Genomic DNA, 25,281 nt, shown 5'->3' with positions numbered 1-25,281 from the left:
TCCCCTCTCACCGCCCCAGACGTGAGTGCGCCGGGGTGCGGGCCAGCCGGTCGAGGAGGAACACCTCGGTACCGGCCAGGCCGGTGGAGCAGAAGACCGAGATCTGGTCCGCGCCGGTCCGGCCGGGGACCGCGCCGGCCAGCACCGCGCCCAGGTCGCGCAACCGCCCGGCGTACGGCTCGACGGCGGCGAGCATCGGCGGGACGTACGCGGCGGCCTGCCCGGGTGAGTCGGTGACCAGCAGGTCGGCGGCGTCGAGCAGGTCGGTGCCGAACTCGTGCCGGTCGGCCTGCTTGAAGCCGACCGTGTTGACGTGGGTGCCGGGGGCCAGGTCGGCGGCGTCGAGGACCGGGACGGTGCTGGTGGTGGCGAGCACGACGACATCGCGGTCGCGTACCGCGGCGGCGGCCGAGCCGACGGCGCGGGCCGGCACGCCCAGCTCGGCGCGGACCCGCGCGGCGAACGCCTCCCGCCGGGCCGCCGAGCGGCTGTACACGGTCACCTCGCGCAGCGGCCGGACCGCCGCCGCGGCCCACACCTGGGTCCACGCCTGCCGCCCGGACCCCACCACGCCGAGGGTGGTGGCGTCCGCACGGGCCAGGGCGTCCACCGCCACGCCACCGAGTCCTCCGGTACGCCGGGAGCCGAGTTCCTCGCCGACGGCGATGGCGCGTACCGCGCCGGTGGTCGCGTCGTGCAGCACGACGAGCTGACCGCTCTCCGGGTGGCCGAACGTGTCGTACGAGCGGAAGCCGTACCACTGCCCGGTGAGGTGCCCGGCGGTGAGCACCATCCGGCCCCCGCCCAGCGGCGCGGACGCCCGGGGCGGGGCGACGAGCCGCCCGGCGTGCGCGGCCAGCAGCGCGTCCCGCATGGCCGCGACGGTGAGCGGGGCGTCCACGGCGGCCGCGACGTCGTCGTCGGAGAAGAGCAGGGTCATGGCATCCATCCTGCAACTTGAAGTTGACGTCAACTCCACCCGTGGTGGGCTTTCTCACCTCGCCGACGGCCCGGCCGGGGCGGTGCTACCGTCGGCCACGACGGCCCGCGGGCCGTCCCGGACGAGTGGTGGGCGTACCCGGTCAGGCCAAGACGCCCCGCGTGACCTAACCGTCGCCCGGCCCGCTCCCGCGCCGGGCCCGCCCGTCAGAGGTGATACCCATGGCCTGGATCGTGCTGGTGATCTCCGGACTCCTGGAGACCGCGTGGGCGATCGCGCTGGACCGCAGCGCCGGCTTCACCCGTCCGCTCCCCTCCGCCGTCTTCGCCGTCACGCTCGTCGGCAGCATGGCCGGCCTGGCGTACGCGCTGCGCGACATCCCGGTCGGCACCGGCTACGCGGTGTGGGTCGGCATCGGCGCGGTCGGTACCGCGCTGGTCGGCATGCTCGCGCTCGGCGAGCCGGTCAACCTGCCGCGCGTGGCCTGCCTGCTGCTGGTGGTCGCAGGCGTGATCGGGCTGAAGTTGTTCGCCTGATCGATGCCCCATCCGGTTTGGACGGTACGGCCCCCGGGGTACCGGATCTTCCGTTGACCGGTAGCGAGATCACACACGGAGGAACCCCATGGCCGACATCCACGCCAGCGCCCGTCCGCGCAGCAACGCCGCCCGGATCTGCACGATCATCGCGTTCGTCTTCGCCGCCCTCGCGATCTTCCTGTCCCCGCTGATCTTCGGGGTTCTCGGCCTGATCCTCGGCATCGTCGGCGCCGTCCTCGGCGACAAGCCGCTGGGCTGGTACGCCGCCGCCGCGAGCGTGGTCGGCGCGGTGATCGGCGCCGTGCTCGTCGCCTCGCTGCTGAACTGATCCGGAACCGCCGACGGCGGCCACCACCCTCGGGTGGGGCCGCCGTCGTCCGTTGCCGGGCCGTCAGTCCCCGTCGCCGCGCAGGCCGGCCAGGACCTCCTCCAGCTCGTCCGGCTTGACCAGCACGTCGCGGGCCTTGGAGCCCTCGGACGGGCCGACCACGCCCCGGGTCTCCATCAGGTCCATCAGGCGGCCCGCCTTGGCGAAGCCGACCCGCAGCTTGCGCTGGAGCATCGAGGTCGACCCGAACTGCGAGGTGACCACCAGCTCGACCGCCTGCACGAGCAGATCCAGGTCGTCGCCGATGTCCTCGTCGATCTTCTTCTTGCTGTCCTGCGCCGGGGTGAGCACGTCCGGGCGGAACTCCGGCTCGCGCTGGTCCTTGCAGAACTTCACCACGTCGGCGATCTCGCGCTCGGTCACCCAGGCGCCCTGGATGCGCTGCGGCTTCGACGCGCCCATCGGCAGGAACAGGCCGTCGCCGCGGCCGAGCAGCTTCTCCGCGCCGGGCTGGTCCAGGATGACCCGGGAGTCGGCGAGCGAGGACGTGGCGAACGCGAGCCGGGACGGCACGTTCGCCTTGATCAGGCCGGTGACCACGTCGACGGAGGGGCGCTGGGTGGCGAGGACCAGGTGGATGCCGGCGGCCCGGGCGAGCTGGGTGATCCGGACGATGGAGTCCTCCACGTCGCGCGGCGCGACCATCATCAGGTCGGCCAGCTCGTCCACGATCACCAGCAGGTACGGGTACGGCCGCATCTCCCGCTCGCTGCCCGGCGGCGCCTTGATCTCGCCGTTGCGCACCTTGCGGTTGAAGTCGTCGATGTGCCGGACCCCGTTGGCGGCGAGGTCGTCGTAGCGCATGTCCATCTCGCGGACGACCCACTCCAGCGAGTCGGCCGCCTTCTTCGGGTTGGTCACGATCGGCGTGACCAGGTGCGGGATGCCCTCGTAGCCGGTCATCTCGACCCGCTTCGGGTCGATCAGCAGCAACCGCACCTCGTCCGGCGTGGCTCTGGTCAAGATGGACACGAGCAGACTGTTCAGGCAACTCGACTTGCCCGCGCCGGTGGCGCCCGCGATCAGGATGTGCGGCATCTTCGCGAGATTGGCCACCACATAGCCGCCCTCGATGTCCTTGCCGAGCGCCACCACCATCGGGTGGTGGTCGCTCGTCGCCTCGCGGGAGCGCAGCACGTCGCCGAGCGACACGTTCTCCGGGTCGGTGTTCGGGATCTCCACGCCGACCGCGCTCTTGCCCGGGATCGGGCTGAGGATGCGCACGTCCGGCGACTTCACCGCGTACGCGATGTTGCGGGAGAGCTGGGTGATCCGCTCGACCTTGACGCCCGGGCCCAGCTCCACCTCGTACCGGGTGACGGTCGGGCCGCGGGTGAAGCCGGTGACGGCGGCGTCCACGTCGAACTGCTCGAAGACGCCTGTGAGCGCGGCGATCACCTCGTCGTTGGCCTTGCTGCGGCTCTTCGGCTTGGCGCCGCTGCCGAGCAGGTTGGCCGGTGGCAGCGTGTAGTCGCCGGCGAGCCCGGTGAGCGCGAGCTGCTCGGCGCGGGTGGGCAGCGGCGAGTGCTCCGGCGGCTCGACCGGCTTGCGGTTCGCCGGCACCTTCGGCGGCTTGCGCGGCAGCACCAGGGTCTCCTGGAGGTCGACGCCTGCGAGCTCGTCGTCCGGGTCCAGCGGCTCCAGCGGCGGCGGCATCCGCTTCGCCGGCCGCTTGCGGGCCGGCTTCGCCGGCGCCTCGTCCTCGGCGAACTCCTCGTCGGCGTCCGCCCCGGCCTGGTCGGCGCGCAGGCCGAGCCGCTCCGGGATCTTGTTGATCGGCGTCGCGGTGACCACCAGCAGGCCGAACACCAGCAGCAGGAGCAGCAGCGGCATGGCCACCCAGGCGGTCACCGCCGACTTCAGCAGGTCGCCCACGCCCGCGCCGATCAGGCCGCCGGCGAAGTCACGCTGGACCTCGTCGACCGGGTTCTGCCCGATGTGCAGCATCGCGGCGGTGGCCAGCATCATCGAGCCCCAGCCGACCAGGCCGCGACCGCGGTGCTCCGGGTCGGCCGGGGTCCGCATGAGCCGCCACGCGCCGACCATGAACAGCACCGGAAGGATTATCGAAATGGCGCCGATGAACAGGCGCACGGTGTCGGCCAGGTGCCGGCCCACCGGCCCGGCCCCGCCGCCCCAGATGCCCACCGCGCTGAGGATGGCCAGGCCGAACAGCAGCAGCCCGGCGCCGTCGCGGCGGTGCTCCGGATCCAGCTCCCGGGTGGACGCCGCCTGCCGCCCGGCCGCCCGGAACGTCCAGCCGACAGTGTGGGCCAGTCCCATCCAGACGGCGCCGGCCGCCCGGCCGACGAACGCGGCAGGGCTCGGCCCGGCGGCCGGGCGCCGCCGCGCCGGTTTCCGCGCCGCCGCCTTCTTCGCCGGTTGCCGGGCGCGGTTGTTCGTGGTGCCACGCGGCGACGCGCCGCGCCGCCGGCTCGCCTGAGAGGTACGGCCCGCCATAGAGTCACGGTAACGGCGGCACCCGGTGGATCGCCGCTTTTCCGGGTCGTGTCCGCGCGTCGCAGCACGGGTCGGACCGTCGTTTGTGTTATTCGCCTCAGAAGGGATGCCCGATGGCGTCGCCGGAGATCGAGGACGGTCCGGACGGTCCGCTGGCCGGACACCCGCAGGAGCTGCGCCCGCTGACCGGTGAGCTGATCGCCGCCGTGCTCGGCCACCGGGGGTACGCGGTGGCCGAGGAACCCGACGGCGCGCTGGTGGGCCGCTGGGAGCGGAACCTGATCTGGTTCCACCGCCGGGGCGCGGCCGGTGAACTGCTCCAGGTACGCACAGTCGTCGCGCACCACTTCGGCATCGAGCGCGTGCCCGAGCTGCACGCCTTCTGCAACAGGTGGAACCACGACCGGCTCTGGCCGAAGGCGTACGTGCACGTCGCCGACGACGGGTCGGCCCAGGTGTGCGGCGAGGTCACCACCGACCTGGAACGCGGGGTGACGCCGCACCAGCTCGACCGGCTCGTCGACTGCGGCGTGACCACCGGCTGCCAGCTCGCCGCCGCCGTCGACGAGCTGGCCGGCGGGACGCTCCGGTGACCACGGCACGCGACCGGGGGCTCGCCGCCGCGCTCGCTGACGCCCGGGACCGGCCCGACGGCGCGGAGCGCTGCGCCGAGCTGGAGCGGATCGCGTCCCGGGCGGACGCCACCGGCGACCCTCGTACCGCCCTGTCGGCGCGGTTCGCGCTGGTCGAGGCGTACCTGCACCGGGGTGAGCGGTGGCGTGCGGTGGAGCCGGTCCGGCGGATGCGTGCCACGCTGGCCCGGCACCCCGGGCTGCTGGACGCCCGCCCGGACGAGCTGACCCGGCTGCGCCGCCACCAGCGGCAGGCGGTGGAGGCGTCGTTCGGCACGCCCCGGGTGGGCCTGGACCAGGCCCGGTCCCTGTTGGACGCGCTCGCCGCCGAGCTGGGCGAGGACGCGACGCCGGTGGCGGAGCTGCGCTGCCGGCTCGCCGACCACCTCGGCGACGAGCCGGCCGCCCGGCGCGGGTACGAACGCTGGTCGGCGGCGGACGCGACGGACCCGGTGGGCGGCTGTCCGGGGTGCGCCCCGGCGCGGCGGGCCGACCTGCTGGCCGGCTGGGGCGAGCCGGACGCGGCACTGGCGGCGCTGGCACCGGCGCTGACCGGCTGGACCGAGCCGCAGGCGCCACCCACCCGGCGAGGGGAACGGCAGGCGGCCGAGGCCGGCGCGACGGCCTGCACCGACCAGCCCGAACGGGCGCTCGCCGTGGGGCTGTTGCCGTGGCTGCGTACCGGCGCGGTGACCCGGGCGGCCCGGGCGCACGTGCACGCGTACCGCCGGCACCGCAGTGAACGGACGGCGTTCCCGCTGCTCGCCGCGCACCTGCGCTTCTGCGCGCTGGGCGGCTACCTGCACCGCGGGCTGGAGATCCTGACCGAGCAACTGCCCGAGCTGGACCGCCCGGCCGACGACCTGTCCGCGATGGAGTTCGCCGCCGCGGGCGCGCTGCTGTGCGGCCTGTCCACCGAGGCCGGGTTGGGTGGGCGGCGCATCCACCGCCCCGGGCACGGCTCCCGGCCCGCGGCCGAGGTGGACGTGGCGACGCTCGGTACGCAGTTGCAGGCGCTGGCGACAGCGCTCGCCGGCAGCTTCGACGCCCGCAACGGCACCGGGCACCAGTCCGGCCGGATCGCCTCCTGGCTGGCCGAGCGGCCGCTGGCCGCGCCGGTGCCGCTGGCCGCCGAGAGCGAGTTCGACGAGGAGCCGGACGCCGATCCGGCCGAGCCCGGGCCGCCCGGGCCGGAGGAACCGGCACCGCTGGACGCGGCGCTGCTCGCCGCCGCGCTCGAAGCCCGGGGCGAGCCGTACACGGTGGAGGCGGACGGCACACTCGCCGGGCGGTGGGGCGAGGCCACGATCCAGTTCCGCCTCCTCGGCCGGCACGGCGACGTGCTGCACGCCCGGGTGGTGGCGGAGCGGCGGCTGCCGGTCGGGCGGCGCGCCGAGGTGTACGCGTTCTGCAACGCCTGGAACCACGACCGGCTGCTGCCCGCCGCGTACGTGCACGAGCCCGGCGACGGGACGCTCGTGCTGGCCGCGGGCGTCTCCACCGACCTGTCCTGCGGGGTGGCCCCGGCGCAGCTCGCGGTGCTGATGGCCGCCGCGATCCGCACCGGCGCCGCGTACGCCGAAGCGGTCGCCGCGCTGCCCTGAACCGCCGCACCGATCGACGGTGCCGCGGACGCGGCGCGGCCCCGACCACCGGGCGGTGGTGGTCGGGGGCCGCGGACCGGGGGCGGCGGTCAGCGGGCGGAGAACGCCAGCGTGTACTCGCCGGAGCCGGACAGCCCGACGACGCGGTACCGGTAGGCGCCGGCCTGGGTCTCGGCGGTCAGCCGGGCCGTGCCGGCGGCGGTGACCGCGCGGGCCACGGTGCGGAACGCGCCGCCGGTGAAGCGTTGCAGCTCCAGCACCACCCTCGCGCCGTCCGGCGCGGACAGGCAGGCCTCCTGAGTGCCGTCGGGCACCCGGTAGAAGCGCCCGTCCGGCTGGACCTGGGTCCGTCCGGCAGCGATCCGGCCGGTCCGGCTCACCTGGCCGGAGCACTCGGTGCCGTCGGCCGGCGGGGTGGGCTCGGCGGTCACCGGCGGCGTGGTCTCGCCGCCGCCGGCCGGTGGCTGGGTGGGCGCGGGCTGGTCACCGGCGGTGACGAGCGTCAGGTTGTTGCGCTGGAGGATCTCGTTGACCGGCTGGAAGAACGTGGTGCCGCCCCGGGTGCAGTCGCCGGAGCCACCGGAGGTGACGCCCTGCGCCTGGTCGCCGGAGAGCCACGCGCCGCCGGAGTCACCCGGCTCGGCTCAGACGTTCGTACGGGTCAGCCCGGTGACGGTCCCCTCGGCGTAGTTGACTGTGGCGTTCTTCGCCTGGATCAGGCCGCAGCGGGTGCCCGTGGTGGAGCCGGACCGGCAGATCGACGCGCCGACCGGCGCCTCGGTGGAGCCGTTCACCGCCACCGTGCCGCCGTCGGCGAAGTCGGTGATCACACCCTGCGGCGTCCAGTCGGCGTTCACCCGCACGAACGCCCAGTCGTCACCGGGGAACGAGGAGGCGGCGAACGTGCCCTGGGCGACCCGGTTCGATCCGGTGGTGCGGTCCCCCGGCCGGCCGCAGTGCCCGGCCGTGACGAACCCGCCGACCACGGAGAAGCCGACCGAGCAGCGGCCCGCGTTGTTGATCAGGTAGGCGTCGCCGCCCCGCACGTCGAACAGCGGGCGCGGGGCCTCGTCGGCGGTACGTACCCGGACCATCCCGGCCTTCGACCCCGCGGCGGCGGCGAACCGGCGGCCGTCGGCCTCCGCGCCCGGCCGGGCGATCACGACCACCGCGTTGCCGGCCACGTCGACGTACCAGCCGGCCACGTCCGGGCTGGCCTCGGCGCCCGCCGCGTCCAGCCGGGTCTTCACCGCGTCCAGCTCGGCGACGCCCCGGGAGACCCGCTTCGGGACCGCGCCCGCGGCCCGTACCCGCGCCTCGCCGGCCGGGTCGGCCACCGCCACGGTGAGCGTGGCGCCGTCCTCGCTGAGCCAGCTGCCGCCGTAACCGGCGCCGAGTTCCCCGCGCAGTCGGGTGACGGTGCCGGCCGCCCACCGCTCGGTCCGCAGCCGCGCGACCGCCTGGTCACGGGTCAGCGCCAGGTCGCGGCCCATCGCATCAAGGACCTCCGGGGCGACGCCGCCGGCCGCCGGGGCGGCCCGCCGGGGTTCCTCACCGGCGAACGACGGTACGGTCACCGCCGCCGTCAATCCGGCCGCCGCCACCAGTACGCCGATGGCTGTCATCCGTCTGCGGTCCATCCGCCACGCTCCTCCCGACCGGCGCAGGGGCACGCCGGCCATCGGGAGGTACGGAGACGGACGCCGATCGGATGAGTACGGTCACCACGTTTCGACGCGCCGTGTCGGGGCGTACCCGCAAAGCGACGGCGCCGGCCCACCGCGGACGGTGGACCGGCGCGCGGCGCGGTCGGGTCAGACCTCGACGACGGTCGGGACGATCATGGGCCGACGACGGTACGCGTCGTTGACCCAGCGGCCCACCGTGCGGCGGACGATCTGCTGGAGCTGGTGCGGATCGGTGATGCCGTCCGCGGCGGCCCGGTTCAGCGCCTCGGTGACCAGCGGGACCACCGGGTTGAACGCGGCCGGATCCTCGGAGAAGCCCTTCGCCGAGACGGTCGGCCCGGCGACCACCTTGCCGGTGACCGAGTCGACCACGACCGTCGCGGCGATGAACCCGCCGTCGCCGAGGATCCGGCGTTCGGTGAGCAGCGACTCGCTGACGTCGCCGACGGCGAGACCGTCGACGTAGACGTACCGGCTCTTGACCCGGCCGACCAGGCTGGCGCGGCCCTCGACCAGGTCGACCACGTCGCCGTCCTCGCACAGCACGACCCGGTCCGGCGCGACGCCGGACTCGATGCCGAGGCGGGCGTGCGCCCGCAGGTGCCGCCACTCGCCGTGCACCGGCATCAGGTTGCTCGGGCGGACGACGTTGAGCAGGTAGAGCAGCTCGCCGGCCGGGGCGTGGCCGGACACGTGCACCTTCGCGACGTCCTTGTGCACCACCACGGCACCGGCCCGGGCCAGCCGGTTGATCACCCGGTAGACCGAGGTCTCGTTGCCGGGTACCAGTGACGACGCCAGCACCACGGTGTCGCCGGGCGCGATGGTGATGTGCCGGTGGTCGCCGCTGGCCATCCGGCCCAGCGCGCTCATCGGCTCACCCTGCGAACCGGTGGACATCAGCACGATCTGCTCGGGCGGCAGGTTCGTGGCCTCCTCGATCCCGACCACCAGGCCGGCCGGGATGTTGAGCAGGCCCAGGTCGCGGGCGATGCCCATGTTGCGGACCATGGACCGGCCGATCAGCGCCACCTTGCGGCCGTGCTCGACCGCCGAGTCGAAGACCTGCTGCACCCGGTGCACGTGCGAGGCGAACGAGGCGACGATGATCCGCCCCTTGGCCTTCGCGAAGATCGAGTCGAGGACCGGGCCGATCTCCCGCTCCGGCGTGACGAACCCGGGGATCTCCGCGTTCGTCGAGTCGGACAGCAGCAGGTCGACGCCCTCGGCGCCGAGCCGGGCGAACCCGGCCAGGTCGGTGATCCGCCCGTCGAGCGGGAGCTGGTCCATCTTGAAGTCGCCGGTGTGCAGCACCAGGCCGGCCGGGGTACGGATGGCCACCGCCAGCGCGTCCGGGATCGAGTGGTTCACCGCGAAGAACTCGCACTCGAACGGGCCCAGCCGTTCCCGGCCGCCCTCCCGCACGGTCAGCGAGTACGGCTGGATCCGCCGCTCGGCCAGCTTCGCCTCGACGAGCGAGAGCGTGAACTGCGAGCCCACCAGCGGAATGTCCGGCTTGTGGGCGAGCAGGTACGGCACCGCGCCGATGTGGTCCTCGTGGCCGTGCGTGAGCACGATCGCCTGCACGTCGGCCAGCCGGTCCAGGATCGGGCCGAAGTCGGGCAGGATCAGGTCCACACCCGGCTGCTCGACGTCGGGGAACAGCACCCCGCAGTCGACGATGAGCAGCTTGCCGTCGTACTCGAAGACGGTCATGTTCCGGCCGATGGCGCCGAGTCCGCCGAGCGGGATGATCCGCAGGCCGCCCTCGGGCAGCGGCGGGGGCAGTTCACCCTCGATGTGCGCCTCGGTCACGCGTCACCTCATTCTGCGACGCCGTCGCGCGGCGTCCGTCGTGTCGTTGATTTCATTCGGGCAGGGGCAGGCCCGCCGCGGCGCAGTCGGCACGCAGCTGGGCCAGTTCGTCACCGGTGGCGTCGACGAGCGGCGGTCGCACCGGGCCGGCCGGGCGACCCTGCGCCCCCAGGCCGGCCTTGACCAGGATCGTGCCCTGGGTGCGGAAGATGCCGGTGTAGAGCGGCAGCAACTGCCGGTGCAGGGTGAGCGCCCGGGCGTTGTCGCCCGCCTCGAACGCCTCGATCATCTGCTTGGTCAGCGCGCCGGTGAAGTGCGTCGAGGTGCCGACCACGCCGACCGCGCCGATCGACAGCATCGGCAGGGTGAGCGCGTCCTCGCCGCTGTAGTAGGCCAGGTCGGTGCGGCTGAGCACCTCCGACGTGGCGAACAGGTCGCCCTTGGCGTCCTTCACCGCGACGATCCGACCGTGCTCGGCCAGCTTCACGAGCGTCTCGGTGGCGATCGCCACTCCCGCGCGGTGCGGGATGTCGTAGAGCATGACCGGCAGGCCGGTGGCGTCCGCGACGGTGGTGAAGTGACGCAGCAGCCCGGCCTGCGGCGGCTTGTTGTAGTACGGCGTGACCACCAGCAGGCCGTGCGCACCGGCCTTCTCGGCCTGCGACGCCAGCTCGACGGTGTGCCGGGTGTCGTTCGTGCCCACCCCGGCGACGATCCGGGCCCGGTCGCCGACCGCCTCGACCACGGCGCGGATCAGCGACTCCTTCTCCGCCTCCGTGGTGGTCGGGGACTCGCCGGTGGTGCCGTTGAGCACCAGCGCGTCGTTGCCCTGCTCGTCGACGAGATATTCGGCCAGCCGGGCGGCGCCGTCGAGATCCAGGCTGCCGTCCGGCGTGAACGGGGTCACCATGGCCGTCATCACTCGCCCGAACGGGCGCGACGCGCCCCGGCTCGGGGCGGCGGAGTGGTCGTGCGTCATGCTCACAACCTAGCGGACGGCCGCCGGTGGCCCGGCGGCGAAGGGCGAGGAGTCACTCCGCGTGCGGCGACGCTGCCACCTCGGTGCCGTCGGGCAGGGTGGAGATCACGAAGTCGGCGAAGACGTTCGGCGCGACACCCTTGAGCTGGCGCAGGCACTCGACGGCCAGCTCGCGGATCTCCACGTCGGCGTGCTCGGTGGCGCGCATCTTGACGAAGTGGCGCCAGGCCCGGTAGTTGCCGGTCACCACGATCCGCGTCTCGGTGGCGTTCGGCAGCACCGCCCGGGCCGCCTGGCGGGCCTGCTTGCGGCGCAGCGTCGGGTTGGGCTCGTCGGTGAAGCGGGCCTCCAGCCCCTCCAGCAACTCGGTGTACGCCCGCACCGCCGCGTCGGTTGCCTCGACGAACTTCTTGTGCAGCTCCGGGTCGTCGGCGATCACCGACGGCTCGACCATCGCCGCGTCCCGCTCGGGCACGTAGCGCTGGGAGAGCTGCGAGTAGGAGAAGTGCCGGTGCCGGATCAGCTCGTGGGTGAACGAGCGGGAGACGCCGCTGAAGTAAAAGCTCACCGAGCCGTGCTCCAGCACGCTCAGGTGGCCGACCTCCAGGATGTGCGCCAGGTAACCGGCGTTTGTGGCGGTGGCCGGGTTCGGCTTCTTCCAGCTCTGGTAGCAGGCCCGGCCGGCGAACTCGGCGAGCGCCTGCCCGCCGTCGGCGTCGGTGGACCAGGGCACCTCTTCGGGCGCCTGGAACTGGGTCCACGCGATCAACTTGACCTGGGGCTGCACCATCTCCGGCATTCCTGCGACTGTAGTGGCCGCCCGCCCGGCGGGGAAAGTCGGCCACGCTGACGTGACTCCCGGCACCGACAGCCGGACGAACACGGACCACGAGCAGATCTTGGAAGGAAAGCGCCCCCATAGGGGCCGTTTCATACCAAGATCTCGGAGCGCTCGGGTCAGATCAGACGTAGAGCGAGGTGAAGGGTTCCCACGGGAGGTTGCGGGCCACCGAGAAGACCCCCCAGGCGGCCAGGAACAGGCCGATGACCTTGGGGCTGAACCGCGCCTCGGGCAGCTTCCAGCCGAACGCCCGGTTGCCGGCCCAGGCGACGAAGAGCCAGGCCAGGAACGGCAGCGCGAAGACGAACAGGAAGTGGTGCCGGGCGGCGGCGGGCAGGTCGCCGTGCAGCACGAACCAGAGCGCGCGGGTGCCGCCGCAACCCGGGCAGTCCAACCCGGTGGTCAGCTTGAGCAGGCAGGTCGGCGCGGCGTCCGGGTCGCTGCGGGTCGGGTCGCTGATCAGCGCGTACGCGATGCCGAGGCCGACGCAGCCGAGCGCGGCCAGCGGCACCGCCCAGCGCGGGGCGCGGGCGTGCAGGCGCAGCACCATCCGGGTGAACCGGTCGGGCTCGACCGGCTGGTAGGCCACCGGGTGACCCCCCGGCCACGGCGCTCCAGGCGCTCCAGGCGGAGTGTGTGCCCCGTCGTGCGCGAACGAGAGCGCCGGGGCGTGCTCGTGCGCCTCCGCGTGCAAAGGCGTCCCGGCGTGCGCGTGGGCCTGCGCCTGTGCCGTCGGCTGCGGCCCGGCATACGGGTGCGGCTCGGCGTGCGGGTCGGGCGCGGTGGCAGGCCGGTCAACGCTCGTCACGCGCTCACCGTACACCGGCCACGCCCACCAGCGCGGCGGCCAGCGGCCCCGCCAGGTCGCCCGCGGCGGGCGGGGCGACCGCGTCCAGGCCGAGCCAACCGGCCAGCCGGTACAGCTCGGCGGCGAGCGCCACCGCGGTCTCCCCCGGGTCGGCGCCCGGCTCGACCCAGGCGGCGGGCACCAGCAGCGTCCCGGCCTTCCGGTCGGCCTTCAGGTCGACGCGGGCGGTGAAACGCTCGCCCTGGCGGAAGGGCAGCACGTAGTAGCCGTACACCCGCTGGGGCGCCGGGACGTAGATCTCGATCCGGTAGGTGAAGCCGAACAGCCGCTCGGTGCGCGCCCGCTCCCAGACCAGCGGGTCGAACGGGCTGACCAGCGTGTTGCCGCGGACCCAGCGGGGCAGCCGGGCGTCGGTGTGCAGGTAGGCGGGATGCCGCCAGCCCTGCACGGTGACCGGGGTCAGCTCACCCGCCTCGACCAGGTCGGCCACCGCCTGCCGCGCCCCGGCGACCGGGAGCCGGAAGTAGTCGCGCAGCTCCGGCTCGGCGGCCACACCCAGCGAGCGGGCGGCGATCGAGACGAGCGCCCGGTACGCCTCGGCGTCGCTCGGGGTGGGCGCGTCCAGCACGGCGGCCGGAAGAACCCGCTCGGGCAGGTCGTAGCGGCGGGCGAACGAGTTGGTGCGGTCGGCGGCGCTGACCTCCCCGGCCCAGAACAGGAACTCCAGCGCCCGCTTCACGGCCGACCAGTTCCAGCCCCAGTTGCCGGTCTCCCGTGGCGCGTCGTGCTCGATCTCGGCCGCGGTCAGCGGCCCCCGGGTGGCCACCTCGTCGCGGACCCAGGCGACCAGTCCGGGCTGCTCCTCGGCGATCCGGCGCATCCCGCCCCACGCCTCGTCGCGGGCCTTGGCCATCCGCCAGCGCAACGCGGGGTGCAGCCCCACCGGGACCAGCGACGCCTCGTGCGCCCAGTATTCGAACAGCTCACGCGGGCGGCGGTAGGCGGCGGTGTCCAGCAGGGCGGTCGGGTACGGCCCGAGCCGGCTGTAGAGCGGCAGGTAGTGCGCGCGCTGGAGCACGTTCACCGAGTCCATCTGGATGAGCCCGACCCGGTCGAGCACCCGACGCAGGTGCCGCCGGGTGGGCACGCCGGCAGGCGCCGGGTCGGCGAAGCCCTGGGCGGCCAGGGCGATCCGGCGGGCCTGGGCGAGGGAGAGCGATTCCGGTACGGCCATCGTCGGCGACCCTAATCGACAGGTACGACACCGGGAGCGGCGGCTGGACCGATCGCCCGTCGGGGCATAGAACGGACAGGTGCTCACCATCCGCCGGGAGGAACCGGACGACGCCGAGGCGATCGCCCGGGTGCACGTCCACGGCTGGCAGGCCGGTTACGCCGGGATCATGCCCGCGGAGGTGCTGACCCGGCTGAACCCCCGCGCCTGGGCGCAGCGCCGCCGCGACCTCGGCACCGCCGACCCGGAACACCCGTTCACCACGCTCGTCGCCGAGGACGGCGGCACGGTAGTCGGGTTCACCACGTTCGGGCCGTACCGGAACAACCAGGACCGCGGCGACCTCGACCCGGCGCACGGCGAACTGCTGGCGATCTACCTGGAACCGGCGCACTGGGGCTCGGGCGCCGCCCGGACGCTGCTCGCGGCGGCCCGCGACGGCCTGGCCGAACGGGGCTGGACCACGTACCGGCTCTGGGTGCTCGCCGACAACGTCCGGGCCCGCCGCTTCTACGAGCGGGCCGGGCACTCACCGGACGGCGAGGAGTCCACCTACCCGGTGCCGCTGTCCGGTGGCCGCACCCCGATCCTGCTCCGCGAGCTGCGGTACACCGCCGGAAGCTGACCCGGCCGGGGCCTCCCCGCCGAGCCGCTCGCCACCGGCCGGCGTGAGCCAGCGCCGGATCGGCAGCCCGAGCAGCAGCGCCAGGCTGATCCACACGTACGTGTTGCTGCCGAGGAATCCGTCCACGCCGGTGAAGTCCTTCTCCCAGGACCAGACGATCCGGCTGCACAGCAGCGCGTACCCGATCGACGCGGCGGCCAGCAGCAGACGGCGCCGGCGGCTGCGCGCGGGCGCCGCCATGCCGTTGTCGACGAGCAGGATCAACCCGGGCAGCAGCCAGACCAGGTGGTGCACCCAGGTGACCGGGCTGACCAGGCACATCACGGCGCCGGTCAGAGCCAGGCCGGTGGCCTCGTCGCCGGCGGCCACCGCCGCCCGCGACCGCCACGCCCACACCACGAGCGTCAGGAGTACGAGCACCAGCCAGGCGATCGTGCTCGGGTGCTGCGGGTCGAGCCGGGCCACCACCCCGCGCAGCGACTGGTTGGAGACGAACGCCAGCTCACCGACCCGGTCGGTGTTCCACAGCGCCTCGGTCCAGAACTCCCGGGAGGCGTCGGGAAAGAGACCGGCGGCCACCAGCGTGGCGACGGCGGCGGTGCCGACAGTGGTCAGCGCGGCCCGCCAGCGGCCGGTGACCAGCAGGTAGACGATGAAGATGCCGGGCGTCAGCTTGATCGCGGTGGCCAGGCCGATGCCCACCCCCGCCCAGCGGCTGCGCGCCGGCAGCAGCCACAGCAGGTCCACCGCCACCAGGAACAGCAGCAGCATGTTGACCTGGCCGAAGTTGACCGTCTCCCGCATCGGCTCGTACGCGGCGGCCAGGCAGAGCGCGACCGCGAGCGCGAACCAGCGGGTCCAGCCGGACCGGCGGGCCACCGGGTCCAGCAGCCGCCAGATCACCACGGCGCTCGTCACCACCGTCAGGGTCACGCTCACCACGATCGCGGCGTTCCACGGCAGGTACGCCATCGGCAGCATCACCAGCGCGGCGAACGGCGGGTAGGTGAAGCCGTACTGCGTGCCGGCACGCAGGAAGTCGTAGATCTCCCCGCCGTCACGCGCCCAGTACGTCAGCGCGCCGTAGTAGACCTGCAGGTCGAAGAAGCCGTGCCGCACCGCCGCCACGGAGAGGAACACGGTGACCGCCGCGGCGAGCGCCACCACGGCGACGACCTGCGCGACCGTCCGCCCGGCACCCTGCGCCACCGTCACCCTCCTCGCCCTGCGTAGGCTCACGTGCCATGGCTGCAGGCTACGTCCGTCCCGCGCGTCCCTCCGACGTCGGCGAGATCGCGCGCATCCAGCTCGCGACCTGGCGGGTCGCGTACCGCCGGATCCTGCCCCGGCACGTGCTCGACAACCTCGACGAGGCGTACCTCGCGCGGCGGTGGAGTGCGGCGGTGCAGGAGCCGCCCTCGGGCGCGCACCGGGTGCTGGTCGCCGTCGAACAGGCGGCGCAATCCTATCTGGTGGGGTTCGTCGCCTCCGGTCCGGCCGACGCCGACGCGCTCGCCCCGGACGAGCCGGCCGAGGCCCTCGGCTCGGACGTCGCGGCGGTCACGGATCTGCTGGTCGAACCCCGGTGGGGGCGGCGCGGGCACGGCAGCCGGCTGCTCACCGCGGCCGTCGACCACTGGCGCGCCGACGGTCTGACCCGGGCGGTGGCGTGGGCGTTCGACGCCGACGCGGCGACCCGCAAGTTCCTCGGCTCGACCGGCTGGGAGCCGGACGGCGCGGCCCGAGCGCTGGACGTGGACGACATGCTGGTCCCCCAGCTCCGGTTGCACGTGGCCGTCCCCGAGGACGCGGCGGCGGACCCGGAAGCGCCTCCCGCCGACCGATGAGTTTCCGCCCCCGCACCGGTCCGACCCTGGTAGGCACGACACAGGCCAGAGTGAGGAGCGGATCATGTTCGGCGACACGAAGGCGTTCAGCGGGTTCTCGGTGGACGACCCGGACCGGGCGCAGCGGTTCTACGCCGACGTGCTGGGGCTACGGGTTACCCGGGACGACGCGATGGGCGGGGTCCTGACGCTGCACCTGGCCGGCGATCGGCCGGTGCTCGTCTACCCGAAGCCCGACCACCGCCCGGCGAGCTACACCGTGCTCAACTTCCCCGTCCCGGACGTCGACCGGGCGGTCGACGAGCTGGTCGCGCGTGGCGTACGGCTCGAGCGGTACGACGGCATGCCGCAGGACGACAAGGGGATCATGCGCGACAACGGCCCCACCATCGCCTGGTTCACCGACCCGGCCGGCAACGTCATGTCGGTCATCGCGGAGGACTGAGCCGGTGAGCCGGCGGTCCCGGCACGGGGCGGGACCGCCGGCCGCCGCTCACTCCTTGTCCGCGCCCTCGTCGGCGCCCCGGACGAAGTAGCGCTGGAAGATCAAGAACAGTACCGCCACCGGGATGGTGGCCAGCAGCGCCGCACCGAGCTTCAGCGGATACTGGGTGCCCTTGCCGAGCGAGCCGCTGACCAGAACGTACGGAAGACGCCGGCGCCGTCGCGGCGCTGCTCGCCACCGAGGCGATGGCCGGCGGCTTCGGGCTGCGCACCATGTCCACCGACGACGCCGGGTTCAGCGCGCTGTCGTACCACTGCGGTTCGATCTGGGCGCACGACACCGCGATCGTGCTCGCCGGGCTGGCCCGCGACGGGCACCGCGCGGCGGCGCTCCGCCTCGCCGACGGCCTGCTCGCCGCCGAGGCGTTCGACTACCGCCTCCCCGAGCTGTACGGCGGCGACGACCCCACCCTGAAGGACCTGCCCACCCCCTGCAGACCACTCACCTCCCCCAGATCCCCAGATCCCCTTCCCCCGCACCCCGTCCCCCGTGCCCCCACCGCTCGAACGCGCTGATCATGAGGTTGACGGCCTCGTGGATCTCCCGGAATGCCGCCAACCTCATGATCGGCAGCTCGGTCGGTCACCGGAGTTCGGCCACCAGTTCGTCGTCCTCCATGGCGCCGGTGGGGTGGAAGCCGAGCGAGGTGTAGAGGGCGGCGGCGGGCTTGTTGTCGGGGTGGTAGCTCAGGCGGATCGGCTCACCCGCCTCGGCGAGCCGATCCGTGAGCGTCCGTACGGTGGCGCGGCCCAGGCCCCGGCCCTGCTCGGCGGCGTCGATCACCATGCCGCCGATCCAGCGCGACCCGTCGTCGTCCACGCCCCACATGACGTGGCCGACGACCGTCTCGTCGGCGTGGACGGCCAGCGAGTTCCAGACGTCCGAGCGCTCGGTGAGAAGCAGGTAGCGGGCGGCCAGCGCGGCCACGAAGGCGCGCTGGTCGTCGTGCGGCGCGACGTCCGCCACGGCCCGCCAGTTGTCGTCGTCCACCGGGCGCAGCGTCACCCGGCGGCCGGTGCGGTCGGAATGTCCGTAATCGATCATGGAGACAGCCTAGGTTCACGCCTCCGACCAGGCGAAACGGTTTCCGCGGAGGCCGGAGCAGGCCCGCGACGGGTCAGTCGAGCAGGGCGTCCAGGCCGACTGTCAGACCGGGGCGACGGCCGACCTCCCGGACCGCGAGCAGCACGCCGGGCATGAACGACACCCGGTCGTACGAGTCGTGCCGGATGGTGAGCGTCTCCCCGGTGGTGCCGAACAGCACCTCCTGGTGGGCGACCAGGCCCGTGGCGCGGACGGCGTGCACGCGTACCCCGTCGATGTCGGCGCCGCGAGCACCGGGCACCTCGTCGCGGGTCGCGTCCGGCGCGGGCCCCAGGCCGGCGTCGGCGCGGGCGGCGGCGATCAGCCGGGCCGTGTGGATGGCGGTGCCGCTCGGCGCGTCCAGCTTGCGCGGGTGGTGCTGCTCGACGATCTCGACCGACTCGAAGTAGCGGGCGGCGCGCGCCGCGAACTGCATCATCAGCACCGCGCCGATGCCGAAGTTGGGGGCGATCACCACGCCCACGCCGGGCCGGTCCGCGAGCCGGCCCCGCACCTCGGCGAGCCGTTGCTCGGTGAAGCCGGTGGTACCGACCACCGCGTGCACGCCGTTCTCGACGCACCAGCGCAGGTTGTCCATGACCGCGTCGGGGGTGGTGAAGTCGACGACCACACCGGCGCCCGCCCGCGCCACCGCGTCCAGGTCGTCGCCCTGGTCGACGGCCGCGACCAGCTCCAGGTCGGCGGCGGCCTCGACCGCCTTGCAGACCTCCGTGCCCATCCGGCCCCGGGCACCCAGCACACCGACCCGGGCCGCCGTCTTCTGCTGCTCAGTCACGGGCCACAACCTATCCCAGCGCCCGGCGCGTGGTCCGGCGGACCGGCGGGCCGCTCAGCTGGTGGCCGCGAAGCTGCCGGAGTCGAACGGGCCGACCACGGCCAGCGACATGGGCCGGCCGAGCAGGTCGGCGGCGAGGGTGTTCACGTCGTCGAGCGTCACCGCGTCCACCCGGGCCAGCAGGTCGTCCACCGGCATCAGGTTTCCGTAGAGCAGCTCCCCCTTGGCGAGCCGGCTCATCCGCGAGCCGGTGTCCTCCAGCCCGAGCACGAACGAGCCCTTGCTCATCCCCTTGCCCCGGGCCAGCTCGGCCTCGGTGATCCCCTCGGCGGCCACCCGCGCCAGCTCCGCGCGGGTCAGGTCAAGCACCTCGTCCACCTTGCCCGGCGCGCAGCCGGCGTAGACGGCGAACACGCCGCTGTCGGCGTACTGGCTGGCGTACGAGTAGACCGAGTACGCCAGGCCGCGCTGCTCCCGGATCTCCTGGAACAGGCGGCTGGACATGCCGCCGCCGAGCACGTTGTTCAGCACGCCGAGGGCGAACCGCCGGTCGTCGGTGCGGTCGATCCCCGGGCAGCCGAGGATGACGTGCGCCTGCTCGCTCTCCTTCGGCTCGACGAGCGTGGTGGCCGGCTTGGTGCGTACCGCCGGGGTGGCAAGGCGTTGCGGCGCCGGTGACGCCGGATCGGTGTCCAGCGGGGTGCCGCGCACCGCCTGCCGGACCAGCTTGACCACGGCGGTGTGGTCGAGGTTCCCGGCGGCGGCGATCACGATCTGCGGCGCGGTGTAGCGGCGGCGGTAGAAGCCCTGGATCTGCCGCCGGGTCATCGGCGTGACAGTCTCCTCGGTGCCGGAGATGAGCCTGCCCAGCGGGTGGTCGCCGTAGACGGCGCGGGCGAACAGGTCGTGCACCTCGTCGCCGGGCTCGTCGTCGTGCATGGCGATCTCTTCGAGGATGACGCCGCGTTCGGTCTCCACGTCGGCGGGGGCCAGCACCGAGTCGGCGACCAGGTCGCACATGACGTCGATGGCCAGCGGCAGGTCCTCGTCCAGCACCCGGGCGTAGTAGCAGGTGTATTCCTTCGTGGTGAAGGCGTTCGTCTCGCCGCCCACCGCCTCGATCTGCGCCGAGATCTCCAGCGCGCTGCGCTTGTTGGTGCCCTTGAACAGCAGGTGCTCCAGGAAGTGCGCGGCACCGGCCTGCGTGCCGGTCTCGTCACGCGAGCCGACCGCCACCCAGATGCCGAACGACACGCTGCGCATCGCCGGGACCGCCTCGGTGAGCACGCGCAGCCCGCTGGGCAGCACGGTACGGCGGACGGTGCCGCCGAGCGGGTCGTCGCTGAGCGTCCGGGTGACCGCGCGGGCCGCCGAACCGGTCGGCGCCACCCCCCGTCCCGTCGAGGCGACTGACGAACTCACGAGAACCTGCTCTCCGGGGTGACGAGGATCGGCGGGACGTACGACGGCTCCAGTTCGCGCAGGCGACCTGGAGCCGTGGGCCGGCCCGGGTGACGCGGACGTCACCCGGGCCGGTCGGTGGATCAGCTGTGCCGGGTCCGGCGGCGCGGACGGGACTCGCCGCCGCCCTCGCCACCCTCGGAGCGGCGCTCGCCACCCTCGGAGCGGCGCTCGCCACCCTCGGAGCGGCGCTCGCCACCCTCGGAGCGGCGCTCCCGGTCACCCCGGTCACGCGGGCCGCGGTCGCCGCCGCGGTCCCGGCCGGACGGACGGTCGCCACCCTCGGCGGCGGCCGGCGCCTCGGCGCCCTCCGGGCGGACCTTGTCCAGGTAGATCTTGCCGCGGGCGTCGATGTCCGCGATCTCGACCTCGACCTTGTCGCCGACGTTGAGGAAGTCCTCGACCTTCTCGACCCGCTTGCCGTCGCCCACCTTGGAGATGTGCAGCAGGCCGTCGCGGCCCGGCAGCAGCGAGATGAAGGCGCCGAACGCGGCGGTCTTCACCACGGTGCCGAGGAACCGCTCGCCGGCCTTCGGCAGCGTCGGGTTGGCGATCCCGTTGATCCGGTCCACCGCGGCCTGGGCGGACGGGCCGTTCGTGGCGCCGACGTAGATCGTGCCGTCGTCCTCGATGGAGATCTCGGCGCCGGTCTCGTCCTGGATCGCGTTGATGGTCTGGCCCTTCGGGCCGATCACCATGCCGATCTTGTCGACCGGGATCTTGACGGTGGTCACCCGCGGGGCGTAGTCCGACATCTCGGCCGGCGCCTCGATGGCCCGCTGCATCACGTCGAGGATGGTCTGCCGGGCCTCGTGCGCCTGCTGGAGCGCGGCGGCCAGCACGTCCGACGGGATGCCGTCCAGCTTGGTGTCGAGCTGGAGCGCGGTGACGAAGTCACGGGTGCCGGCGACCTTGAAGTCCATGTCGCCGAACGCGTCCTCGGCACCGAGGATGTCGGTCAGCGTCACGTACTGGGTCTTGCCGTCGACCTCGTCGGAGATGAGGCCCATGGCGATGCCGGCGACCGGCGCCTTCAGCGGCACACCGGCCGAGAGCAGGCCCAGCGTCGAGGCGCAGACCGAACCCATCGAGGTGGAGCCGTTGGAGCCGAGCGCCTCGGAGACCTGCCGGATGGCGTACGGGAACTCCTCGCGCGAGGGCAGCACCGGGATCAGCGCCCGCTCGGCGAGCGCGCCGTGGCCGATCTCGCGCCGCTTCGGCGAGCCGACCCGGCCGGTCTCACCGGTCGAGTACGGCGGGAAGTTGTAGTTGTGCATGTAGCGCTTGCGGTTCTCCGGGGACAGCGTGTCCACCATCTGCTCCATGCGCAGCATGTTCAGCGTGGTGACGCCCAGGATCTGGGTCTCGCCGCGCTCGAACAGCGCCGAGCCGTGCACCCGCGGCAGCACGCCGACCTCGGCGGTCAGCGGACGGATGTCGCGCGGGCCGCGGCCGTCGATGCGGACCTGCTCGCGCAGCACCCGGTTGCGGACCTCGGACTTGGTCAGCGAACGGAACGCGGCGGAGAGCTCCTTCTCGCGGCCCTCGAACCGGCCGGTCAGCTCCTCGGCGACCTTGGCCTTGATCCGGTCCAGGGCCTCCTCGCGGTCGGCCTTGCCGGCGATCTTCAGCGCCTCGGTGACGTCGGCGCGGGCCACGTCGGCCACCGCGTCGTACGCGTCGTCGGAGTAGTCCAGGAAGACCGGGAACTCGGCGACCGGCTTCGCGGCCACCTCGGCCAGCTCGCTCTGCGCCCGGCACAGCTCGCGGATGGCCGGCTTGGCGGCCTCCAGGCCGCTGGCCACGATCTCCTCGGTCGGCGCGGTGGCGCCGCCCGAGATCAGGGTCACGGCGTTCGGGGTGGCCTCGGCCTCGACCATCATGATCGCGACCTCGCCGTCCGGCAGGGTGCGGCCGGCCACGACCATGTCGAAGGTGGCCCGCTCCAGCTCCTCCAGGGTCGGGAAGGCGACCCACTGGCCGTCGACGTGCGCGACCCGGGTCGCGCCGATCGGGCCGGAGAACGGCAGGCCGGAGAGCTTGGTCGACATCGACGCGGCGTTGATCGCCACCACGTCGTACGGGTGCTGCGGGTCGAGCGCCAGCACGGTCTCGACGACCTGGACCTCGTTGCGCAGGCCCTTGACGAACGACGGGCGCAGCGGCCGGTCGATCAGCCGGCAGGTGAGGATCGCGTCCTCGCTGGGCCGGCCCTCGCGGCGGAAGAACGAGCCGGGGATGCGGCCCGCGGCGTACATCCGCTCCTCGACGTCGACGGTCAGCGGGAAGAAGTCGAACGACTCCCGCGGCTGCTTGCCGGCGGTGGTGGCGGAGAGGACGACCGTCTCGCCGAGCTGGGCGACGACGGAGCCGGCGGCCTGGCGGGCCAGACGGCCGGTGGAGAAGGTGATCTCGCGGGTGCCGAAGGCCCCGTTGTCGATCACCGCGGTGCGGGATTCGGTGCCGAGGTTGGTCTCGGTCATGTGCTGTGGTGCTCCTTCGCGTCGTCGGCCGACGACACGGGAACTGCTCAGGCGGCCGGTCTTCGATCGAAGCGCCCGGGGTGGCCGGCGTCGTGCCGGGATTCCCGGGGGCCACTACCGGAGACCGGTGCTGACCGGCTCCCTCTCGGGTGTCGCGCGGCCGGGTTCTTCGGTGGTACCGGAACGGGGGAGCGGCCAGGCGGCCACTCCCCCGTCAGGTCATCGGCGCAGGCCGAGCCGCTCGATGAGCGACCGGTAGCGGTTGATGTCCTTCTTCTGGACGTAGTTCAGCAGCCGGCGGCGCCGGCCGACCAGCAGCAGCAGCCCACGGCGGCTGTGGTGGTCGTGCTTGTGCACCTTCAGGTGCTCGGTGAGCTCCGCGATCCGCTTGGTCAGGACCGCGACCTGCACCTCGGGCGAGCCGGTGTCGCCCTCGGCGGTCGCGTACTCCTGGCGGATCTTGGCCTTGGCTTCCTGGTCGAGCGCCATGTTCTCCCTGTTTCGTGGGTCATTCGATGAGGTCCGGAGCGGTCGTGGTGACCGGTGCAACGGACCGGTTCCTCGCACCCGCGGCGTCGTGCAGGCACGCGAGGCCCCCGTCGGTCAGCCGACGTCTCCGCCAGCCTACCAGCCCTCGGGCCGGACGGCCGGTCAAGGTCGCCCCCGCGGGTCAGAGCACCGCCCGGCGGGTGCGCTCCACGTCCTCGGCGATCTGGGCCACCAGCGGCTCGATCGCGTCGTACGTCCGCTGCTCACGCAGGTGCGCCACGAAGTCCAGGGCCAGCCGCTCGCCGTACAGGTCGCCGGTGAAGTCCAGCGCGTACGCCTCCACCCGCCGCTCCCGGCCGGAGAACGTCGGGTTGGTGCCGATCGACACCGCCGCCGCCAGCGGTTCGCCGTCGCGGCGCACCAGGCGGGCCGCGTACACGCCGTCGGCGGGCACCGCCGCGTACCTGTGGGTCAGCAGGTTGGCGGTGGGGTAACCCAGCTCACGTCCGCGCTGGTCGCCGCGGACCACCACGCCCTCCACCCGGTGCGGGCGGCCGAGCGCCGCCGCCGCCGCGCCCACGTCGCCCGCGTCGACGCAGGACCTGATGTACGTGGAGGAGAAGACGGTCCCCGCCTCGGCGACCAGCGGCGCCCCCTCGACCGCGAACCCGAAGGTGCGGCCCAGCCGCTCCAGCAGCGGCACGTCACCCGCGGCCCGGTGCCCGAAGCGGAAGTTGTCGCCGACCACCACCAGCGCGGCGTGCAGGTGCGCGACCAGGACGTCGTGCACGAACGCCTCGGGTGGGAGCCGGGAGAACTCGACTGTGAACGGCACCACGCAGAGCACGTCCACGCCGAGCGCCTCGATCAGCTCGGCCTTGCGGGCCGGCTCGGTCAGCACCGCCGGGTGCGAGCCGGGGCGTACCACCTCGGCCGGGTGCGGGTCGAACGTCACCACCACCGACTTGACGCCCAGCTCCCGGGCGCGCGCCACGGCGTGACCGATGGTCGCCTGGTGCCCCCGGTGCACACCGTCGAAGACGCCGATGGTGACCACCGAGCGTCCCCAGCCGCCGGGTGCCGCCTCGTACCCCCGCCACCGCTGCATGCCGCTCCTCCCCCTGTCCGCCCGCGCGCCGTTCAGGCCGGGGCCAGCACGATCTCCGCGCGGGCCCGGCCGTCCCGCTCGCTGACGATAGCGATCAGCCCGCCCGCCGGGTCGAAGACGGCGTACGGTCCGGTGATGCCGGCCGGCGACAGCGGCCCGCCGTGGGACAGCACCCGGGTCTCGTCGGCGGTGGCGTCCCGGCGCGGGAAGAACCGCTCGGCGGCGGCGTCCAGCGGCAGGTTCACCACGTCCGGCGCGCGTTCCTCGAGCTGGTCGAGCGTGGCCGCCTCGGCCAGCGTGAAGCCGCCCACGGCGGTCCGGCGCAGCGCGGTGAGGTGACCACCGACGCCGAGGGCCGCGCCCGCGTCGCGGGCCAGCGCCCGGATGTACGTCCCGGACGAGCAGGTCACGTCCACGTCCACGTCCACCACGTCCGGGCTGTCCCGGCGGATGGCCAGCACGTCCAGCCGGGAGACGGTGACCCGGCGCGCGGGCAGGTCGACCGCCTCGCCGTCGCGGACCCGCTTGTACGCCCGCCGCCCGTCGATCTTGATGGCGCTGACCGCGCTCGGCACCTGGTCGATCTCCCCGGTGAGGGCGGCCAGCGCGGCGCGAATCCCGTCGTCGGTGACCGCGCCGGCCGGGGTGGTCGCGACCACCTCGCCCTCGGCGTCGTCGGTGACGGTGGACTGACCCAGCCGGATCGTCGCGGCGTAGCTCTTGCCGGCGCCGATCACGTACGTGAGCAGCCGGGTCGCCCGGCCCACCCCGATCACCAGGACGCCGGTGGCCATCGGGTCGAGCGTGCCGCCGTGGCCGACGCGGCGGGTACGGGCCAGCCGCCGGATGCGGGCCACGACGTCGTGCGACGTCATGCCGCCGGGCTTGTCGACCACGATCAGACCGTCTGTGCTCACGACCGCCAAGCCTGCCAGACGGCGGTGATCGGCCCTGCG

22 protein-coding genes, 2 pseudogenes and 1 riboswitch are annotated in these 25,281 nt (G+C 73.6%); of the genes and pseudogenes, 8 read left to right on the top strand and 16 right to left on the bottom strand.

All coding sequences use genetic code 11. From position 1 onward, the window contains the following. Positions 1–7 precede the first annotated feature (7 nt). Positions 8–940, bottom strand: a complete 933-nt coding sequence (locus tag KSK32_RS20060; RefSeq protein WP_216932584.1) for an ornithine cyclodeaminase family protein — start codon at positions 938–940, stop codon at positions 8–10. Between the two features lie 96 nt (positions 941–1,036). Further along, positions 1,037–1,102: riboswitch (guanidine-III (ykkC-III) riboswitch) on the top strand. 59 nt (positions 1,103–1,161) lie between these two features. Between KSK32_RS20060 and KSK32_RS20055 the strand changes: the two genes are divergently transcribed. Then, positions 1,162–1,476, top strand: coding sequence for a multidrug efflux SMR transporter (locus KSK32_RS20055; RefSeq protein WP_013284696.1), 315 nt, complete (start codon positions 1,162–1,164; stop codon positions 1,474–1,476). 88 nt (positions 1,477–1,564) lie between these two features. Beyond that, positions 1,565–1,807: a hypothetical protein gene (locus KSK32_RS20050; protein WP_216932583.1), complete on the top strand. Its 243-nt coding sequence runs from the start codon at positions 1,565–1,567 to the stop codon at positions 1,805–1,807. Between the two features lie 63 nt (positions 1,808–1,870). On the opposite strand, the gene KSK32_RS20045 is transcribed toward KSK32_RS20050, so the two are convergent. Further along, on the bottom strand, positions 1,871–4,327 hold the full coding sequence (locus tag KSK32_RS20045) for a DNA translocase FtsK (RefSeq protein WP_216932582.1): 2,457 nt from the start codon (positions 4,325–4,327) through the stop codon (positions 1,871–1,873). A 113-nt stretch (positions 4,328–4,440) separates the two neighbouring features. Here KSK32_RS20045 and KSK32_RS20040 point away from each other — a divergent pair, with 113 nt between their 5' ends. Next, complete coding sequence (locus KSK32_RS20040) at positions 4,441–4,920, top strand: YbjN domain-containing protein (protein ID WP_216932581.1); 480 nt, start codon at positions 4,441–4,443, stop codon at positions 4,918–4,920. Then, entirely contained in the window at positions 4,917–6,563 is a 1,647-nt protein-coding gene (locus tag KSK32_RS20035; protein WP_216932580.1) for a YbjN domain-containing protein, read from the top strand. Before KSK32_RS20040 ends, KSK32_RS20035 begins: the two co-directional genes overlap by 4 nt. An 89-nt stretch (positions 6,564–6,652) precedes the next feature. Here KSK32_RS20035 and KSK32_RS34995 read toward each other — a convergent pair. The 6 genes and pseudogenes from KSK32_RS34995 to KSK32_RS20005 all read right to left on the bottom strand — a co-directional run bounded on the left by KSK32_RS34995 (position 6,653) and on the right by KSK32_RS20005 (position 13,928). Continuing rightward, positions 6,653–8,203: pseudogene (locus KSK32_RS34995) on the bottom strand (S1 family peptidase). Between the two features lie 174 nt (positions 8,204–8,377). After that, positions 8,378–10,066, bottom strand: coding sequence for a ribonuclease J (locus KSK32_RS20025; protein WP_216932579.1), 1,689 nt, complete (start codon positions 10,064–10,066; stop codon positions 8,378–8,380). A gap of 52 nt (positions 10,067–10,118) precedes the next feature. Continuing rightward, positions 10,119–11,045 (bottom strand): 4-hydroxy-tetrahydrodipicolinate synthase, encoded by a 927-nt coding sequence (gene dapA / locus KSK32_RS20020; RefSeq protein WP_216932578.1) that lies wholly within the window; start codon positions 11,043–11,045, stop codon positions 10,119–10,121. Positions 11,046–11,097: 52 nt separating this feature from the next. Next, entirely contained in the window at positions 11,098–11,835 is a 738-nt protein-coding gene (thyX, locus tag KSK32_RS20015; protein WP_120573916.1) for an FAD-dependent thymidylate synthase, read from the bottom strand. A 172-nt stretch (positions 11,836–12,007) separates the two neighbouring features. Further along, on the bottom strand, positions 12,008–12,709 hold the full coding sequence (locus tag KSK32_RS20010) for a DUF2752 domain-containing protein (protein ID WP_216932577.1): 702 nt from the start codon (positions 12,707–12,709) through the stop codon (positions 12,008–12,010). Further along, a complete protein-coding gene (locus KSK32_RS20005; RefSeq protein ID WP_216932576.1) occupies positions 12,699–13,928 on the bottom strand; it encodes a winged helix-turn-helix domain-containing protein in 1,230 nt (409 codons plus the stop codon). Before KSK32_RS20005 ends, KSK32_RS20010 begins: the two co-directional genes overlap by 11 nt. 79 nt (positions 13,929–14,007) lie before the next feature. Here KSK32_RS20005 and KSK32_RS20000 point away from each other — a divergent pair, with 79 nt between their 5' ends. Beyond that, entirely contained in the window at positions 14,008–14,553 is a 546-nt protein-coding gene (locus tag KSK32_RS20000; RefSeq protein ID WP_216932575.1) for a GNAT family N-acetyltransferase, read from the top strand. Here the strand turns inward: KSK32_RS20000 and KSK32_RS19995 are convergent. Then, on the bottom strand, positions 14,458–15,762 hold the full coding sequence (locus tag KSK32_RS19995; protein ID WP_216932574.1) for a glycosyltransferase family 87 protein: 1,305 nt from the start codon (positions 15,760–15,762) through the stop codon (positions 14,458–14,460). The two genes, KSK32_RS20000 and KSK32_RS19995, sit on opposite strands and share 96 nt — an antisense overlap. 35 nt (positions 15,763–15,797) lie before the next feature. Here KSK32_RS19995 and KSK32_RS19990 point away from each other — a divergent pair, with 35 nt between their 5' ends. From KSK32_RS19990 to KSK32_RS19980, 3 genes and pseudogenes are all read left to right on the top strand, one after another. Next, positions 15,798–16,400: a GNAT family N-acetyltransferase gene (locus tag KSK32_RS19990; RefSeq protein ID WP_216932573.1), complete on the top strand. Its 603-nt coding sequence runs from the start codon at positions 15,798–15,800 to the stop codon at positions 16,398–16,400. A 64-nt stretch (positions 16,401–16,464) separates the two neighbouring features. Then, positions 16,465–16,845 carry a VOC family protein gene (locus KSK32_RS19985; protein ID WP_216932572.1) on the top strand — a complete coding sequence of 127 codons (381 nt, stop codon included), beginning with the start codon at positions 16,465–16,467 and terminating at the stop codon, positions 16,843–16,845. A gap of 215 nt (positions 16,846–17,060) precedes the next feature. Further along, positions 17,061–17,420: pseudogene (locus KSK32_RS19980) on the top strand (amylo-alpha-1,6-glucosidase); the annotation flags it as partial. Positions 17,421–17,487: 67 nt separating this feature from the next. Here KSK32_RS19980 and KSK32_RS19975 read toward each other — a convergent pair. From KSK32_RS19975 to truB, 7 genes are all read right to left on the bottom strand, one after another. Then, on the bottom strand, positions 17,488–17,949 hold the full coding sequence (locus tag KSK32_RS19975) for a GNAT family N-acetyltransferase (RefSeq protein WP_216932571.1): 462 nt from the start codon (positions 17,947–17,949) through the stop codon (positions 17,488–17,490). A gap of 73 nt (positions 17,950–18,022) precedes the next feature. Next, on the bottom strand, positions 18,023–18,784 hold the full coding sequence (gene dapB / locus KSK32_RS19970) for a 4-hydroxy-tetrahydrodipicolinate reductase (protein ID WP_216932570.1): 762 nt from the start codon (positions 18,782–18,784) through the stop codon (positions 18,023–18,025). 54 nt (positions 18,785–18,838) lie between these two features. Continuing rightward, positions 18,839–20,206 (bottom strand): pitrilysin family protein, encoded by a 1,368-nt coding sequence (locus KSK32_RS19965; protein ID WP_289256338.1) that lies wholly within the window; start codon positions 20,204–20,206, stop codon positions 18,839–18,841. Between the two features lie 122 nt (positions 20,207–20,328). Beyond that, a complete protein-coding gene (locus KSK32_RS19960; protein ID WP_216932569.1) occupies positions 20,329–22,728 on the bottom strand; it encodes a polyribonucleotide nucleotidyltransferase in 2,400 nt (799 codons plus the stop codon). 219 nt (positions 22,729–22,947) lie between these two features. Next, on the bottom strand, positions 22,948–23,217 hold the full coding sequence (rpsO, locus tag KSK32_RS19955; RefSeq protein WP_013284678.1) for a 30S ribosomal protein S15: 270 nt from the start codon (positions 23,215–23,217) through the stop codon (positions 22,948–22,950). Between the two features lie 181 nt (positions 23,218–23,398). After that, the gene (locus tag KSK32_RS19950; protein ID WP_018785906.1) at positions 23,399–24,325 is read right to left on the bottom strand and encodes a bifunctional riboflavin kinase/FAD synthetase; all 927 of its coding nucleotides are present in this window, start codon (positions 24,323–24,325) and stop codon (positions 23,399–23,401) included. Between the two features lie 32 nt (positions 24,326–24,357). Next, positions 24,358–25,242 (bottom strand): tRNA pseudouridine(55) synthase TruB, encoded by an 885-nt coding sequence (gene truB / locus KSK32_RS19945; protein WP_216932568.1) that lies wholly within the window; start codon positions 25,240–25,242, stop codon positions 24,358–24,360. Positions 25,243–25,281: the final 39 nt, after the last annotated feature.

Origin of the sequence: Micromonospora sp. WMMB482 (assembly GCF_019038635.1) — a bacterium.
Classification (GTDB): domain Bacteria; phylum Actinomycetota; class Actinomycetes; order Mycobacteriales; family Micromonosporaceae; genus Micromonospora; species Micromonospora marina.
Note: the sequence above shows the minus strand (reverse complement) of the source record. Positions and strands in the feature narration are given on the sequence as shown.